Origin of the sequence: Nocardia transvalensis (assembly GCF_015477765.1) — a bacterium.
GTDB classification, from domain to species: Bacteria; Actinomycetota; Actinomycetes; order Mycobacteriales; family Mycobacteriaceae; genus Nocardia; species Nocardia transvalensis_A.
Map to the genome: position 1 here is coordinate 285,079 of NZ_JADLQQ010000001.1, position 16,367 is coordinate 301,445.

The following is a 16,367-nucleotide window of genomic DNA, read 5'->3' on the forward strand; positions in this document are numbered from 1 at the left end:
CGGCGGAAAAATGGCCGAAAATCCAACTGAAGGCGGTTGACTTCACATCTATGGTGTGAGAACTTCGTGCCGTAACTCTCTCACTAGGGGTCGCCGAGACATGTCCACCACCGAGTCCACCGCCATCGTTCCGGAGACCACGCTGACCTCGGTCAATCCGGCTACCGGTGAGGTCATCGCCAGCCATCCGATCGCCGACGAACAGGCGGTGCGCGCGGCCGTCGCCAAGGCCCGCACCGCGGCCGCGACCTGGGGACGGCTCAGCTACGCCGACCGCAAGCGGCACCTGCTGCGCTGGGGCAGCCGCATCGTCGCCGAGGCCGACCGATTCTGCGACCTGATCCACGCCGAGAACGGCAAACCCCGCGACGACGCCTTCCTCGAGTTGATGCTGGCCCTCGAGCACATCAAATGGGCCGCCAACAACGCCGAGAAGGTGTTGAAGCCCAAGAAGGTGTCCCCCGGCGCGCTGATGGCCAACTTCGCCGCCTACATCGAACAGCGCCCGCTCGGCGTGGTGGGCGTGATCGGCCCGTGGAACTACCCGGTCTACACGCCCAACGGCTCGATCGCCTATGCGCTGGCCGCCGGAAATGCCGTGGTGTTCAAGCCCAGCGAGTACTCCACCGGCATCGGCAATTTCCTGGCGGAGCTGTTCGCGAAGGCCAATCCGGAGCTTCCCGAGGGCGTATTCGGCACGATCAACGGCTACGGCGCGACCGGTGCCGCACTCGTCCGCTCGGGCGTCGACAAGATCGCGTTCACCGGATCCACCGCCACCGGTAAGAAGATCATGGCCGCCGCGGCCGAGAACCTCACCCCGGTCCTGCTGGAATGCGGCGGTAAGGATCCGGTCATCGTGGCCGCCGACGCCGATATCAAGGCCGCGGCCGATGCGGTCGCCTACGGCGCGACCATGAACAGTGGCCAGACCTGCGCCGGTGTGGAGCGGGTCTACGTCGAGAAGTCCATCCGCGACGAGTTCGTCGCCGAGGTGAAGCGGATCCTGACCGATATTCACCCCGGCTCCGACGACAAGGCCTCCTACGGGCCGATGACCATGCCGAGCCAGATCGATATCGTGCGCCGTCACATCGAGGATGCGCTGAAGAAGGGCGGCACCGCGGTGCTGGGCGGCCCGGAATCGGTCAAGGCGCCCTACATCGAGCCGGTCGTGCTGGTCGATGTGGACGAGGGTTCGGAGGCGGTGTGCGAGGAGACCTTCGGCCCGACCGTCACCATCCGGACGGTGAACAGCATCGATGAGGCCGTCGAGCTGGCCAACGCCTCCAAGTACGGACTGGGTTCGTCGGTCTACTCGCGCAAGCGCGGCCTCGAGATCGCCCGCCGCCTGCGCGCGGGCGCCACCTCGGTCAACTCGGTGCTCGGCTTCGCCGCCATCTCGGCCCTGCCGTTCGGCGGCGTGGGCGATTCGGGCATCGGCCGCATCCACGGCGCCCCGGGCCTGCTGGAATTCTCCAGCCCGCACTCCATCGCCGTGCAGCGCTTCGCCATCCCCGGCATGGCCCTGCTCAGCTACGCCCGCACCGACCGCACCATGAACCTGCTCCGCAAGGTCGTCCCCCTCCTCCACGGCCGCCACAAGTAGGCCGTTCCGTGGGTCCCCGCCAAAAGCGCGCGGGGACCTACTTCCGGTCCGCCCAAGTGGGTTCCGCATGTTTCCCGGCTAGACCAGCCACGTACGGGTTTGCGACACCGTAGGCGGCGCAAAATAGCACAGTCCGGATGCGTACAGAGTTCTTACATAGGCGAAGATGGATTGGTGAGTTTCTGGCCTGCGCCCCATACCGAACAGCCCGTGCATGCGACCGTGCCGCTGCCCGGGTCGAAATCCATCACCAACCGGGCACTGATCCTGGCCGCACTCGCCGACCGCCCGTCGACCATCACCGGTGCGCTGCGCAGTCGTGACACCAACCTGATGATCGCCGCGCTGCGGGCCATGGGCACCGAAATCACCGGCGACGCAGAGACTCTCACCGTCACCCCCGCCGCCACGCTGAGCAGCGCCACCGTCGATTGTGGACTGGCCGGGACCGTCATGCGGTTCCTCCCGCCGGTGGCCGCGCTCGCCCACGGCGATGTCGCCTTCTTCGGCGACGAGCAGGCCCGGCTGCGTCCGCTGGGCACCATCCTGGACGCGCTACGCCGGCTCGGGGTGGATATCGACGGCGATTCGCTGCCGTTCGTGGTGCACGGCACCGGCTCGCTGCGCGGCGGCCCGGTCGCCATCGATGCCTCCGGCTCCTCACAGTTCGTCTCGGGGCTGCTGCTCTCGGCGGCCCGCTTCGACGAGGGCGTGACCGTTCACCACCAGGGCGACCCGCTGCCGTCGATGCCGCATATCGAGATGACCGTGCAGATGCTGCAGCAGGCCGATGTGCGTGTCGAGGCGCCGTCGGATCCGCGCAAGGACCAGATCTGGACGGTCTCGCCGGGCCCGATCCGCGCGGTCGACTGGGAGGTGGAGCCGGATCTGTCGAATGCGACCCCGTTCCTGGCCGCGGCGGCGGTGACCGGCGGCGAGGTGGTCATCCCGCACTGGCCGCAACTGACCACCCAGCCCGGCGATGTCATCCGCGAGATCCTGGTGCGCATGGGTGCCGAGGCGCGCCGCTTCGACGGCAAACTGACCGTGCGCGGCCCGGACCGGCTGGCCGGGATCGATATCGACCTGCACGACGTCGGAGAGCTCACCCCGACCGTCGCCGCACTGGCCGCACTGGCCTATTCGCCGTCCCGGCTGCGCGGCATCGCGCACCTGCGCGGACACGAGACCGACCGGCTGGCGGCGCTGGCCACCGAGATCAACCGGCTCGGCGGCAAGGTCACCGAAACCGATGACGGTCTCCACATCGTGCCCGCACCCCTGCACGGCGGCTCCTGGCATTCCTACGCCGACCACCGCATGGCCACCGCAGGGGCCATCCTCGGACTGCGCGTGCCGGGCGTGCGGATCGAGGATATCGGCACCACCGCGAAGACCCTGCCGAACTTCGTTGCCCTGTGGGAGGCAATGCTTTCCGGCGAAGAGGTGGCGCCCTGAGACGGCGCGACTACGACGAGTCCGATGTCCGGGTGCGCCCGGGCAAGGGCTCTCGTCCGCGCACCAAAACCCGCCCCGAACACCGGGATGCGGTGACCGCGATGGTGACCGCCGTGGACCGCGGCCGCTGGAGCTGTGTGCTGGACGGCGATCCGCAGCGACCGATCGTGGCCATGCGGGCACGGGAACTGGGCCGCACCCCGATCGTGGTGGGCGACGAGGTGGGTGTGGTCGGCGATCTGTCCGGCACGCCCGACACCCTCGCCCGCATCGTGCGCGTGGCACCGCGTCGAACGGTGTTGCGGCGCACCGCCGATGACACCGACCCGTTCGAACGGGTGGTGGTGGCCAACGCCGAGCAGCTGTTCATCGTCGTCGCGCTGGCCGATCCGCCGCCGCGCACCGGATTCGTCGAGCGCGCGATGGCCGCCGCGTATGCCGGTGGGCTGCAACCGATTCTGTGCCTGACCAAACACGACCTGTCGCCGACATCCGAATTCGCCGCGGAATTCACCGATCTGGGTCTCACCATCGTGCGCGGCGGCCGCGACGACCCCCTGGACCCGATCCTCGACCTGCTGCACGACAGGCTCACCTGCCTGCTCGGCCACTCCGGCGTCGGCAAGTCCACGCTGGTGAATCGCCTTGTGCCGGATGCGGATCGGGCCGTGGGCGAGGTCTCCGGCGTCGGCAAGGGCCGCCACACCTCCACCCAGTCCGTCGCACTGCCGCTCCCGGGCGGCGGCTGGGTCATCGACACCCCCGGCATCCGTTCCTTCGGCCTGGCCCACATCACCCCCGACGACGTCATTCACGCCTTCGCCGACCTGTCCGAGGCCATCGAGGACTGCCCCCGCGGCTGCACCCACCTCGGCCCACCCGCCGACCCCGAATGCGCCCTGGACCAACTCCCCGGCAAGGAGCGCCGAGTCGCCGCCATCCGCCACCTCCTGACCGCCCTGAACTCCAACGACCCCTGGATGATGGGCAACGGATAACGGGCCGAGCGCTACTCGGCGGAGGCTGCGTCGGCAGGCCGGAGGGCCTACAGTGCTACCTCGATGGTGATCGACGATCAGCGCTTCGAGTTTGCGCGGTATGTGGCAGGCCAGGTCGAAACGATTCTCGGTGGGACCGGGCTGGGCGGGGCTCGCTACGACCCCGACGAGTTCGCGCTCTACGTCGGGGACGATTGGATTCTGTACCTGCACAACCTGTTTCGCGAGACCGCCGCGTTGCCGTCCGGAGAGCGCGACGCGCGAGTCACGCGCTTCGTCCGCGCCGTGCTGGACTCCGGCGCCGAGGCATCGGAATGGGAACAGGTCCGCGCGCTGCTGCGGCCGATCCTGCGGTCGGTCACCTACGGTCTCGGCGCGCCGGAGGCGACCGAATTCCTGTCGCGTCCGGCATTCCCGTTCATCGACGAGCTGGTGGCCATCGACCGGCCGCACAGCCGCTCGATCGTGACGAGGTCGGAGGCGGCCGCCTGGGGTGTCTGCGCCGACGAGATATTTGCCCGGGCCCGGCGCAATCTCGCCATGCTGGGACAGCCGGAGCCGATGGAGCCCCATACCGTCGCGCGTTTCGTGGACGACGGCGATTCCTACTTCACCTCGCGGCTCGTCGGTGCGAATTGGTTGGCGGCCTTCGCCGTCGACGGCGTCCGTCCGGTCGCCTTCATCCCGGACGTCGACACCCTCATCATCGCCCCCGACGACCCGGAGATCCTCGAGACGCTCTTCGGCATGGCCGAGCAACAGTACCGGGAGGCCACGCGGCCGCTCTCGCCGCAGGGATACACCCTCGACGCGCAGGGCGCGGTGGTCCCCTTCGACCGAGCGGGCCCGCACCCGCAACTGCCGGTCAGCCGACGCGCGGGCTCCGGCTTGGCGATCTCGGAATACCGCGCGCAGGCCGAGTGGTTGCAGAGCCTGCTCGACGACGACCTCGACGACGAGCCTCTCGGACTGCGACCGGCCTACGTCGCCACCCCCATGCTCCACGACGGCGCGACCGGCCCCGCCACCGTCACCATCTGGGGTAAGGACGTGGAATACCTACTGCCGGAATCCGATTACGTCGCCTTCTGCGATATGGACTCCCGCGGCGAACCCTACGTCCTGTTCACCGTGCCCTTCGCGGACGTGGTCGACATCGTCGGCCTGAAATCCGTCCCCGACCTCGCGCCGCCGCGCTACGAGGCCCGGCAGTGGCCGGACGACGCGATGCTGAGCGCCCTGGGCCGGGCGGCCGTATCACTGGAGTAGTTCGTCACTGCCCGTCGGGCTGCCCCGGCGCGAAGGGCCATTCCTCGAACCAGACGCAGCGCCCGTCGCGGTCGAACCGCAGAATCCACAGATCACGCCACCGCGCCGGATCGTCGGCGAAGTACTCCACCGCAACCCGAACCACCGCCGTATCCCCGTCGACCGCAACAACTTCCGAGGTCATCGCGAACGGCTCGTCGGGCCCGGCCCGCTTGTCCTCCCACAGCCGCTCCAACGCGGCCATCCCCCGCACCGGCTCGGCCCACGGCGACACCAGATAGCCGACGTCCTCGGCGAACAACTCCCGCAACTGCCCGGTCCCCGCCGCCCGCCACGCCCGCTCGTAACCCCCGACCCACGCCTCGACGGCCCCGCGATCCATGCCCCGAACCCTACTCGCCACGGGAATGCCGATCACCGATTGCGACATAACGGCATCGACGGCACACCGGTCGAGGTGTCCGCCGACACCCACCGGGCGAGCAACGAAACTGATCAAGTACCTGCCCGCATAGCTGAGCCCCGGCCAAAAGCACGCCGGGGCATTCGGGGTCATTGCTTGTCGCCGGGACATTCGGGGATCATTGCTTCGCCGGGGCATTCGGGGATCACTGCTTGTCGCCGGGGCATCCGGGGACGGCCGCTTGTCGCCGGGGCATCCGGGAACCGCCCCTCGTCATTCTGGGATGACGGCTTAGAAATATGTGACGCCGGGGCCCCGGACAATGTCGGAGCCCCGGCGGGCGGGATTACTTGCGGCGCTTGGACTTCGGGGGCTTGGTGTGTTTGCCCTCGGCGCGGGCGGCCTCGCGGCGCTCGCGGCGGGTCTTGCCCTCGGTGGGTTGGCCCTGACCGCCGCCGTACTCCTCGGCGTCGCTGTGGCGGGCGACGTGGCCACCCTCGTCGGGGCCGGAGTAGGTGAAGCCACCGACCCGCGGGCCCTCGCCGATTCCCTTGGCGCGCAGGGCCGCTGGAGGCGCCGGGGTGCCCTCGTCGACGGGTGCGGCAGGACCGGCCGCCGCGCCGACCGGCGACCGCAGGCCCGGATCGACCGAAACGCCCTGCGGCTGCGGCTGTTGCACCTCGACCTGCAGGTTGAACAGGAAGCCGACCGACTCCTCCTTCAGGCCCTCGAGCATCGCGGCGAACATGTCGAAGCCCTCGCGCTGGTATTCCACCAGTGGGTCGCGCTGCGCCATGGCCCGCAGGCCGATGCCCTCCTTGAGGTAGTCCATCTCGTAGAGGTGCTCGCGCCACTTGCGGTCCAGCACCGACAGCAGCACCTGACGCTCCAGGTTGCGCATGCTGCCCGGACCGGCCAGCTCGTCGATCTCCTTCTCGCGGCGCTCGTAGGCCTGATGGGCGTCGTCGAGGACCGCCTCGAGCAGCTCCTCGCGGGTCAGATCGCCGATCTCACCCGAGGAGTTCTCGCCGGTCAGATCCTTGTAGTCGATGCCGAGCGGGTACAGCGTCTTCAGCGCCGTCCACAGCTTCTCCAGATCCCAGTCCTCGACATAACCCTCGGCGGTGGCACCGTTCACATAGGCGGTGATCACGTCGCTGATCATGTTCTGGACCTGGCCCTCCATATCCTCACCGGCCAGGATCCGTTGCCGCTCCGCGTAGATGACGGTGCGCTGCTGGTTCATCACCTCGTCGTACTTCAGAACGTTCTTGCGGATCTCGAAGTTCTGCTGTTCGACCTGGGTCTGGGCGCTCTTGATGGCCCGGGAGACCATCTTCGCCTCGATCGGCACGTCGTCGGGCAGGTTGAGCCGGGTCATGATCGACTCCAGCGCCGCGCCGTTGAACCGCCGCATGAGCTCGTCGCCCAGCGACAGATAGAACCGCGACTCACCCGGGTCGCCCTGCCGGCCGGAGCGGCCGCGCAGCTGATTGTCGATACGCCGCGACTCGTGCCGCTCGGTACCCAGCACGTACAGGCCCCCGACCTCACGAACCCGCTCGGCGTCCTCCTCCACCTGCTGCTTGACCCGCTCCAGGGTCGGCAGCCAGTGCTGCTGGTACTCGTCCGGGGTCTCCACCGGATCCAGGCCCTGCCGGCGCAGCAGGATGTCGGCGATGATGTCCGGATTACCACCGAGCACGATGTCGGTACCGCGACCGGCCATATTGGTGGCCACGGTGACCGCGCCGGGGCGGCCCGCCTCGGCGATGATCTGGGCTTCCTGCTCGTGGTACTTCGCGTTGAGCACGTTGTGCGGAATGCCGCGCTTGGTGAGCAGCTTCGACAGATACTCCGACCGCTCCACCGAGGTGGTGCCGACCAGCACGGGCTGGCCCTTCTCGTGCGATTCGGTGATGTCGTCGGCGACCGCGTCGAACTTGGCCTCTTCGGTCTTGTAGATCAGGTCCGGCTGATCCTTGCGGATCATCGGCTTGTTGGTCGGGATCGGCACCACGCCCAGGCCGTAGATCTGATGCAGCTCGGCCGCCTCGGTCTCGGCGGTACCGGTCATACCCGACAACTTGTCGTAGAGGCGGAAGTAGTTCTGCAGCGTGATGGTGGCCAGCGTCTGGTTCTCCGGCTGGATCTCCACGCCTTCCTTGGCCTCGATGGCCTGGTGCATGCCCTCGTTGTAGCGGCGGCCCACCAGGATGCGGCCGGTGAACTCGTCGACGATGATCACTTCGCCGTTGCGGACGATGTAATCCTTGTCGCGCTGGTAGAGCTCCTTGGCCTTGATGGCGTTGTTGAGGTAGCTGACCAGCGGCGAGTTGGCCGCCTCGTACAGATTGTCGATGCCCAGCTGGTCCTCGACGAATTCGACACCGGCCTCGTGCACGCCGATGGTGCGCTTCTTGATGTCGACCTCGTAGTGGATGTCCTTCTTCAGCAGCGGTGCTATGCGCGCGAATTCGGCGTACCACTTCGAGGAGGCGTCGGCCGGGCCCGAGATGATCAGCGGCGTGCGGGCCTCGTCGATCAGAATCGAGTCGACCTCGTCGACCACGGCGAAGTTGTGCCCGCGCTGGACCAGGTCGTCCAGCGAGTGGGTCATGTTGTCGCGCAGGTAGTCGAAGCCGAACTCGTTGTTGGTGCCGTAGGTGATGTCGGCGTGGTAGGCGGCGCGGCGCTCGGCCGGGCTCATACCGGACAGGATCACGCCGACCTCGAGGCCGAGGAAGCGGTGCACGCGGCCCATCCACTCCGCGTCGCGGCGGGCCAGGTAGTCGTTGACGGTGACCACGTGCACGCCGTCGCCGGACAGGGCGTTGAGGTAGGCCGGGAGCACACAGGTGAGGGTCTTACCTTCACCGGTCTTCATCTCGGCCACGTTGCCGATGTGCAGCGCGGCGCCGCCCATCACCTGCACCTTGTAGTGCTTCTGGCCGAGCACTCGCCAGGCCGCCTCGCGCGCGACGGCGAACGCCTCGAGCAGCAGTTCGTCCAGGGATTCACCGTCGGCGAAGCGCTGCTTGAACTCGTCGGTCTTACCTCGCAGCTCGGCGTCGGTGAGGTCGGCGAACTCGTCCTCCAGATCGAGAACTTCGTCGGCCAGCCGCGCTAGCCGTTTGACCACGCGACCCTCACCAAAACGTAGCAACCTCGTCAGTGTCAGCGCAGGCACGGGTCTCGTCAGTCCTCTGGTCGATGTTGTCGTCTTCGTACCCCGCGTGGGGTGGGTGTGGTCTGCACGGATGCGCAGCAAAGCCCATGGTAATGCGGGACCCATCGTAGGCGTCGGGCACGCACCGCACCGGGGGCCACACCAGGGGTGTTTGCCGTCGTCACCGCAGTTTCAGCGCGGCCAGCCGCCAGCGGTCGCGATGGGCGACGATGCGCCCGGCGAGGGCGAAGCGCCGCGAGCCGCGGGCGTAGCTGCCGAATATCTCGGCCACGCCCGGCGCGACCGGCGTCATTCCGACACTGATCAGGGTGGCCGCGCCGAGCCGGCGCTCGGCGACGCCGGTCCGGGCCACCGTCGCCAGCGCGGCCGCCACGGTCGGCTCGGCCAGCGGGCCCAGCTGCGCGACCGGCCGCCGCCCGTCCAGCACCTCCAGCACCGAACGCAGCGACCGCTCGGCGAATCTCATTGCCGCCGAATCGGTTTCACGCCTGGTGGCGTAGGATGAAGAGCGTCCGTCGTGGGGCGACCGGCGATGCGCGCTGTGCGCACCGGCGGCCCGCGACGGCATACGGTGCCGGCAGGGCAGCGCGGCCCGCCCGGAACCGGCCGGTGGCGGCTCGAAATTCGGTGCGGGCGACAGTGAGCGGCTGTAACGACCGAGCATTTCGTTCCCCTGCAGTCGGCTCCCCTGGACACGAATCGCACCAGCATCGCACGGAAGCCGCTGCGGGTGAAAGGTTTTCCGCGGCCGACGCGAAAAGTCCCACACTTCCGCCGCCGAACCGTTTGTGTGACCTCACAATGGAGCGGGTATCGGAAGGAGTACCGGACAGCGTGATCACGAGACTGACGCCGCAGGATGCGTCGTTCTACCGGCTCGAATCGAGCAGTAATCCGATGCACATCGGCTCCCTCGCGATCGTGCGCGACCCTTCCCCCGCCGAGCAGCCGCCGCGGCCGTCGCTGGACTACGAGCGCCTGGTGGACCTTGTCGAGAGCCGTTTACCGCTGGTGCCGCGCTACCGGCGCAAGGTGCGCGAGATTCCGTTCGCGCTGGGCCGGCCGGTCTGGGTGGAGGATGCCCACTTCGACATCACCTACCACGTGCGCCGCTCGGCGCTGCCGAATCCCGGCTCCGACGACCAACTGCACGAGCTGGTGTCACGGCTGGCCTCACGCCCGCTCGACCACACCCGCCCGCTGTGGGAGATGTATCTGATCGAGGGGCTGTCCGGCGGGCGGCGGGCCATCTTCACCAAGACCCACACCGCCCTGGTCGACGGCAGCAGCGCCCTCGAGATCGGGCACGTCATCCTCGACACCAGCCCGTCGCCGCGCGAGGTCGCCGCCGACGCCTGGACCGCCCGCCGCGAACCCGGCGAGGTGGAGCTGCTGGGCATGGCGCTGGTGGAGCTGGCCGCCCAGCCCCGCGAGGCGCTGGAGGTGCTGCGCGAGGCCGGCGTCAATGCCTCGGGGATCTTCGGGGTGGCCGGGAAGGCGGTGGACAAGATGGTGTCGGTGGTGCGCACCGCCGCGATCGGCGCGCCCGACAGCCCGTTCAACGCGCGCACCTCCCGTAACCGCCGCTTCCAGGTGGTGCAGACCGATCTCGAGGACTACCGCAAGATCCGCCGCCGGTTCGACTGCTCGATCAACGATGTGATTCTCGCGGTGGTGACCGGGGCGCTGCGCATCTTCCTGCAGTCGCGCGGCGACATGCTCACCGAATCCGCGGTCCTTCGGGCCGTGGTGCCGATGTCGGTGTACGTGGAGGGGCCGGGCGGTGACCAGCTGAAACCGGCCAGCGAGGTGTCGTCGTTCCTGGTGGACCTGCCGGTGGGCGAGCCGAACCCGGTGATGCGCCTGTCCCACATCTCCCATGCCACCGAGGCGCACGCCCGGCACCGGCGCAGCGTGCGCGCCCGCACCCTGGTGCACATGGCCGGCTTCGCTCCGGCCAGCCTGCATGCGATGAGTGTGCGGGCGGCGAGTACGTTCGCAGAGCACACGTTCAATCTGGTGATCACCAATGCGCCGGGTCCGCAGCAGCCGATGTACATCGGCGGCGCGCGGATGCTGGAGATGTATCCGGTGTCGCCACTGCTGCGCAACCAGGCCTCGAGTATCGGAATCACGTCCTACGACGGACGCGTGTTCTACGGTCTCAATGCCGATCGCGATGCGATGGCCGATATCGGAGTGCTGTCCGCGGCGGTGCGCGAGTCCATGGAGGAGATGCTCGGTGCCTGCGTCCAGTAAAGGCAAGCTACGGGTCTACATCCCGGCGACCGTGGCCATGCTGCGGGAACTGGTGGACGATCGCGAGATCCGCGCGATCAACGACACGGCGTTCGCGGTGACCCCTGCGCTACGGGAGGCCTACGCCTCCGGTGACGACGAGGAGTTGGCGGAGGTCGCGATGGGCGAGGCGGCGCGGGCGGCCCTGCGGCTGCTGGCCGAGGAGCGCGAGGCGGGGTCGCTGTCCGACGACTCCTCCGACGAGGACCCCTCCGACGACGCCGACGGCTACCACGGCCCGGTGTACCGGCGCGCGGTGATCGCCGCCGACGTGACCGGCGCGGCGCTGCGCCCGGATCTCGACGACGCCGTGGTGCGGCTGTCGGCCCCGGTCACCTACGACATGATCGCCTCGGTGCACGTGGATCTGGCCGAGGCCGAACCGGCCGTCGCCAAGGCCGTCGACGTCGTCGACGCCGCCGATCTGGGGGATCCGGACGCCGAATTCGTCCTCGGCGATGCGGAGGACCACCAGCTGGCCTGGTATGCGGCCCAGGAGCTGCCGTTCCTGCTCGAACTGCTCTGATCCCTCGCTTCGCTCGGGAAATGGAAGGGCTTCGCTCGGAAAAGTGAGGGGCTTCGCTCGGAAAAGTGAGATCCCTCGCTTCGCTCGGAAAAAGTGAGGACTCCGCTCAGGAACTGCAAGGGCGCACGAAACCGTCAGGACGCATGGGAACTGCCAGGGCACCCGGGAACGTCGGTGCGCACGGGAACTGCATGAGCGCACAGGAACTGCGAGGGCGCATCTCCTCCCCTGTTCCCCGGCTTGCCCCTATTCCCGGCTTGCCCCTATTCCCGAGCGAAGCGAGGGACCCCTAATGCCGGGACTACGTGACGTGGCTCGCAGTATGTCCTAACCTACGATGCCGTAACCTTGTCCGCAGGGTCGCCGATCGGCGCGCAATCACAGGGAAATGAGCATCCGCACGATGGTCTTGAAATCGGTACAGGGCTTCCGGGAATGGCTGGAGGCCCCGGTAGACGAGGCGAAGATGGCCGGACGGACCCGGCTCAAGGCGCTGCGCGGCGCGGCCGCACGCATCACCACCCCCCTGCTGCCCGACGACTATCTGCATCTGATCAATCCACTGTGGTCGGCGCGCGAACTGCGCGGGCGCATCGTCGACGTGCGCAAGGAGACCGCGGATTCGGTCACCCTGGTCATCAAGCCGGGCTGGGGCTTCGATTTCAAGTTCACCCCGGGCCAGTACATCGGCATCGGCGTGCTGGTCGACGGCCGCTGGCACTGGCGGTCGTACTCGCTGACCTGCCCCCCGGACTGGACCGACCCGGAGAACCACTCCAAGCGCCTGATCTCCATCGCGGTCAAGGCGATGCCGGAGGGCTTCCTGTCCAGCCACCTGGTGGGCGGTGTGCCCGAGGGCACGGTCGTGCGCCTGGCCGCGCCGCAGGGCGGTTTCGTGCTGCCCGAGCCGCCGCCGGCCAAGGTGCTGTTCCTGACCGCGGGCAGCGGTATCACCCCGGTCATGGCCATGCTGCGCACCATGGATCGCCGCGACAACGTGCCCGATGTGGTGCACATCCATTCCGCGCGCACCGCCGACGACGTCATGTTCGGCGCGGAACTGCGCGCCCTGCACGACAAGCATCCGAGCTTCACCTCGCACCTGCACCTGACCGCCGAGCAGGGCAAATTCACGCTGGCGAGCCTGGACGAGCACTACCCCGACTGGCGCGAGCGCGAGACCTGGGCGTGCGGCCCGCTGGCGATGCTCGACGACATCGAAAGCCATTGGGCCGCAGCGGGCCTGAGCGACCGTCTACACATCGAGCGGTTCGAGGTCGAACGTTCGGCGGTCGGCGAGGGCGGCACGGTCACCTTCGCGCGCACCGGCCGCAGCGTCGCCATCGATGGCGCCACCAGCCTGCTGCAGGCCGGTGAGGGTGCGGGCGTGCAGATGCCGTTCGGCTGTCGCATGGGGATCTGTCAGACGTGCGTGGTCACCCTCACCGAGGGCCACGCGCGGGATCTGCGCAACGGTATGGAACACCAGGCCGGGGAGAAGATCCAGACCTGCATCTCCGCGGCCGCGGGCGACTGCACCCTGGACGTGTGAACCGCCACGTGGTCCGGCCGTAAACACTCGTTCGCCGAAAACCTATACCCTCGAAGGCGACGCTCGGTGCTCCTCGCGACCTCGGTCGGTGAGACCGCACTCCTTCGATGAGCGCCGTTCGACCGCAACGAGGCACTCGAACACCGCCATCCGATAACAGCGAGGCAATCGAACACAGTGGCAATTACCGATATCAATGCGTACTCCCATCTGACGGCGGCCGACGTCGAAACCCTCGGCCAGGAGCTCGACGCCATTCGCCGGAATGTGGAGCAATCGCTCGGCGAGCGGGATGCGAAATATATTCGTCGGACGATTCGCGCCCAACGCATCCTCGAGGCCGCCGGGCGGGCCACGTTGTTCGCGAGCAGGAAACGCTCGGCGTGGCTGCTCGGTACCGCCATGCTGTCGGTCGCCAAGATCATCGAGAACATGGAGCTCGGGCACAACATCAGCCACGGGCAATGGGATTGGATGAACGACCCGGAGATCCACTCCACCACGTGGGAGTGGGATATGACCGGGACGTCCGGGCAGTGGAAACGAGCACACAACTACTCCCACCACACCTACACCAACGTGCTCGGCAAGGACGAGGACCTGGGCTTCGGCATCCTCCGGATGACCCGCGACGAGCCGTGGCGGCCGATCCACCTGATCCAGCCGTTGGGCAATCTGGTCCTCGCCGCGACCTTCGAATGGGGCATCGCCCTGCACGACCTGTCGGCGGAGAAGGAGCAGCTGGGTGTGCCCACGAAACAGCTGCTGTCCGAGCCGAACAAGGCCTTCTTCCGTAAGGCCGGGCGGCAGGTGGCCAAGGACTTCGTGATCTATCCGCTGCTCACCGGCCCGGCCTGGAAGCAGACGCTGAAGGCGAATGCCACCGCGAACCTGGTTCGCAATCTGTGGGCCTACGCGGTGATCTTCTGTGGCCATTTCCCGGACGGCGCCGAGAAATTCACCGAGGACCACTTCGCCGACGAGACGCGGGCCGAGTGGTACCTGCGGCAAATGCTGGGCAGCGCCAATTTCCAGGCGGGCCCGGCCATGGCGTTCATGAGCGGCAACCTCTGCTACCAGATCGAGCACCACCTGTTCCCGGACATTCCGAGCAATCGATACCCCGAGATCGCGGCGCAGGTCCGGCAGCTGTGCGACAAGTACGACCTGCCCTACACCACCGGTTCGCTGGGCAAGCAGTACCTGCTGGCCTTCCGGACCATCCACAAGCTGGCCCTGCCGGACCGGTTCCTGCGCCGCACCGCCGACGACGCGCCGGAGACCTCCTCCGAGCGGAAATTCGCCGGGCTCACCCGGGTGAGCCTGCCGAGCGCCGATCAGTGGGCGGAAAACCATTGGCCGGGCATCGATCCCGAGACCGGGCAGCGACGCGGGCTGCGCTCGGCGCTGGCCGAAGCCAAGGGGGCGCTGAAGGAGAAGGCCCAGCAGGAGAAGCAGGCGCTGCGCGAGGCCAAGGTGGCGCTGCAGGACAAGGCCCGCGAGGAGCAGCAGCTGCTGCGCCGCAAGGCCCTGCGCGAGCGGGCGAACTGGCGGATGCGTCGGCGGCAGCGCCAGCAAGGGCTCTAACCACAGTTTGGTCACAACCACAATGCGGCGCACGCCACAGTTGTGAATCAATCCGGAGATAACCTACGGAGCCGTAACCTACGGTACTGTAACCGGCATGGCGATATCGGATGTCAAGGAATACGCCCACCTCACCCCGGAAGACGTGGAGGCGATCGGCGCGGAACTCGACGCCATCCGCCGTGAGATCGAAGCCTCCCGCGGCGAGCACGACGCCCGCTACATCCGCAACGTGATCCGGCTGCAGCGCGGCCTCGAAATCAGCGGCCGTGCCGTGCTGTTCGCCAGCTTCTTCCCGCCCGCCTGGTTCGCCGGTGTGGCCCTGCTGTCCACGGCCAAGATCATCGAGAACATGGAGATCGGCCACAACGTCATGCACGGGCAGTGGGACTGGATGAACGATCCGGAAGTCCACTCCTCGACGTGGGAGTGGGACAACGTGGGTCCGTCCGAGCACTGGAAGATCACCCACAACTACCTGCACCACAAGTACACCAACGTGCTGGGCATGGACGACGACATCGGCTACGGCCTGCTGCGCGTCACCCGCGATCAGCGGTGGTCGCCGTTCTATCTCGGCCAGCCGGTGTACAACCTGCTGCTGCAGATGTTCTTCGAGTACGGCGTCGCCATCCAGCATCTGGAGCTGGGCAAGCTCGCGAAGAAGAAGTGGGACAAGGATTCTCCCGAGCGCAAGCAGTTCGAGAAGGACCGCCGCCTGGTGCTGAAGAAGATCGGTAAGCAGGTCGCCAAGGACTACGTGTTCTTCCCGCTGCTGACCGGTCCGGCGTTCGTGTCCACGCTGACGGCGAATCTCGCCGCCAACGTCATTCGCAACGTGTGGACCAATGCGGTGATCTTCTGCGGTCACTTCCCCGACGGCGCGGAGAAGTTCACCAGATTCGATGTCGACAACGAGACGCAGGGCGAGTGGTACCTGCGCCAGATGCTGGGCAGCGCCAACATCTCCGGCGGCCCGCTCATGCACTTCATGACCGGCAACCTCTCGCACCAGATCGAGCACCACCTGTTCCCGGATCTACCGAGCAACCGGCTCGCCGCCATCGCCGTGCGGGTGCGCGAACTCTGCGACAAATACGACCTGCCCTACACCACCGGCTCACTGCCGGTGCAGTACGCAAAGTCCTGGCGCACGATCATCAAACTCTCCCTCCCCAACAAATACCTGCGCCGCACCACCGACGACGCCCCCGAAACCCGCTCCGAACGCGCCTTCGGCGGCATCGGCACCATCGACCCCACCACCGGCCGCCGCCGCGGCCTCCGCACGGCCCTGAAGGAAGGCCGCCGCCGCATAGCGGCCCGCCGCCAGCCCGTCCCCGTCGGCTGAGCCCACTCCCAGCCGCACCCCTTGTTCGCACACGCACCCCGCCCAGCGCCATGAGCGGGGTGCGTTTGCGAACAAGGGGTGCGGCAGAACGAAGGCCCGGGCAAGACCCCGAGGGGCGGTGCGGGC

12 protein-coding genes are annotated in these 16,367 nt (G+C 67.7%); 9 read left to right on the forward strand and 3 right to left on the reverse strand.

What is annotated here, in order from left to right:
* Positions 1-100: 100 nt before the first annotated feature.
* From IU452_RS01310 to IU452_RS01325, 4 genes are all read left to right on the forward strand, one after another.
* A complete protein-coding gene (locus IU452_RS01310) occupies positions 101-1,609 on the forward strand; it encodes an aldehyde dehydrogenase family protein (RefSeq protein ID WP_195107002.1) in 1,509 nt (502 codons plus the stop codon).
* Between the two features lie 174 nt (positions 1,610-1,783).
* Entirely contained in the window at positions 1,784-3,067 is a 1,284-nt protein-coding gene (aroA, locus tag IU452_RS01315; protein ID WP_195107003.1) for a 3-phosphoshikimate 1-carboxyvinyltransferase, read from the forward strand.
* A complete protein-coding gene (gene rsgA, locus IU452_RS01320; RefSeq protein ID WP_195107458.1) occupies positions 3,064-4,065 on the forward strand; it encodes a ribosome small subunit-dependent GTPase A in 1,002 nt (333 codons plus the stop codon). The genes aroA and rsgA overlap by 4 nt, the downstream gene beginning before the upstream one ends.
* Positions 4,066-4,128: 63 nt before the next feature.
* On the forward strand, positions 4,129-5,334 hold the full coding sequence (locus tag IU452_RS01325) for a hypothetical protein (RefSeq protein ID WP_195107004.1): 1,206 nt from the start codon (positions 4,129-4,131) through the stop codon (positions 5,332-5,334).
* A gap of 4 nt (positions 5,335-5,338) precedes the next feature.
* Here IU452_RS01325 and IU452_RS01330 read toward each other — a convergent pair whose 3' ends face one another.
* The 3 genes from IU452_RS01330 to IU452_RS01340 form a co-directional block, all read right to left on the reverse strand.
* The gene (locus IU452_RS01330; protein WP_195107005.1) at positions 5,339-5,716 is read right to left on the reverse strand and encodes a nuclear transport factor 2 family protein; all 378 of its coding nucleotides are present in this window, start codon (positions 5,714-5,716) and stop codon (positions 5,339-5,341) included.
* Between the two features lie 367 nt (positions 5,717-6,083).
* Entirely contained in the window at positions 6,084-8,927 is a 2,844-nt protein-coding gene (gene secA, locus IU452_RS01335) for a preprotein translocase subunit SecA (RefSeq protein ID WP_195107006.1), read from the reverse strand.
* Between the two features lie 160 nt (positions 8,928-9,087).
* Positions 9,088-9,393, reverse strand: coding sequence for an Rv3235 family protein (locus IU452_RS01340; RefSeq protein ID WP_228816262.1), 306 nt, complete (start codon positions 9,391-9,393; stop codon positions 9,088-9,090).
* Positions 9,394-9,761: 368 nt separating this feature from the next.
* Here IU452_RS01340 and IU452_RS01345 point away from each other — a divergent pair, with 368 nt between their 5' ends.
* The 5 genes from IU452_RS01345 (at position 9,762) to IU452_RS01365 (ending at position 16,241) form a co-directional block, all read left to right on the forward strand.
* The gene (locus IU452_RS01345; protein WP_195107007.1) at positions 9,762-11,186 is read left to right on the forward strand and encodes a WS/DGAT/MGAT family O-acyltransferase; all 1,425 of its coding nucleotides are present in this window, start codon (positions 9,762-9,764) and stop codon (positions 11,184-11,186) included.
* Positions 11,170-11,751 (forward strand): DUF6912 family protein, encoded by a 582-nt coding sequence (locus tag IU452_RS01350; protein ID WP_416382258.1) that lies wholly within the window; start codon positions 11,170-11,172, stop codon positions 11,749-11,751. The genes IU452_RS01345 and IU452_RS01350 overlap by 17 nt, the downstream gene beginning before the upstream one ends.
* Before the next feature lie 403 nt (positions 11,752-12,154).
* The gene (locus IU452_RS01355; RefSeq protein WP_195107008.1) at positions 12,155-13,303 is read left to right on the forward strand and encodes a ferredoxin reductase; all 1,149 of its coding nucleotides are present in this window, start codon (positions 12,155-12,157) and stop codon (positions 13,301-13,303) included.
* A gap of 177 nt (positions 13,304-13,480) precedes the next feature.
* Positions 13,481-14,890 carry a fatty acid desaturase family protein gene (locus IU452_RS01360; RefSeq protein WP_195107009.1) on the forward strand — a complete coding sequence of 470 codons (1,410 nt, stop codon included), beginning with the start codon at positions 13,481-13,483 and terminating at the stop codon, positions 14,888-14,890.
* Positions 14,891-14,987: 97 nt separating this feature from the next.
* Positions 14,988-16,241, forward strand: coding sequence for a fatty acid desaturase family protein (locus tag IU452_RS01365; protein ID WP_195107010.1), 1,254 nt, complete (start codon positions 14,988-14,990; stop codon positions 16,239-16,241).
* The last annotated feature ends 126 nt before the right edge of the window (positions 16,242-16,367 follow it).

What these genes read in the sequence shown, in the direction of transcription:
- IU452_RS01310 (WP_195107002.1), top strand. Translation starts at nt 101, where the DNA reads ATGTCCACCACCGAGTCCACCGCCATCGTTCCGGAGACCACGCTGACC.
- IU452_RS01325 (WP_195107004.1), top strand. Translation starts at nt 4,129, where the DNA reads ATGGTGATCGACGATCAGCGCTTCGAGTTTGCGCGGTATGTGGCAGGC.
- IU452_RS01330 (WP_195107005.1), bottom strand. Translation starts at nt 5,716, where the DNA reads ATGGATCGCGGGGCCGTCGAGGCGTGGGTCGGGGGTTACGAGCGGGCG.
- IU452_RS01340 (WP_228816262.1), bottom strand. Translation starts at nt 9,393, where the DNA reads ATGAGATTCGCCGAGCGGTCGCTGCGTTCGGTGCTGGAGGTGCTGGAC.
- IU452_RS01355 (WP_195107008.1), top strand. Translation starts at nt 12,155, where the DNA reads ATGGTCTTGAAATCGGTACAGGGCTTCCGGGAATGGCTGGAGGCCCCG.
- IU452_RS01365 (WP_195107010.1), top strand. Translation starts at nt 14,988, where the DNA reads ATGGCGATATCGGATGTCAAGGAATACGCCCACCTCACCCCGGAAGAC.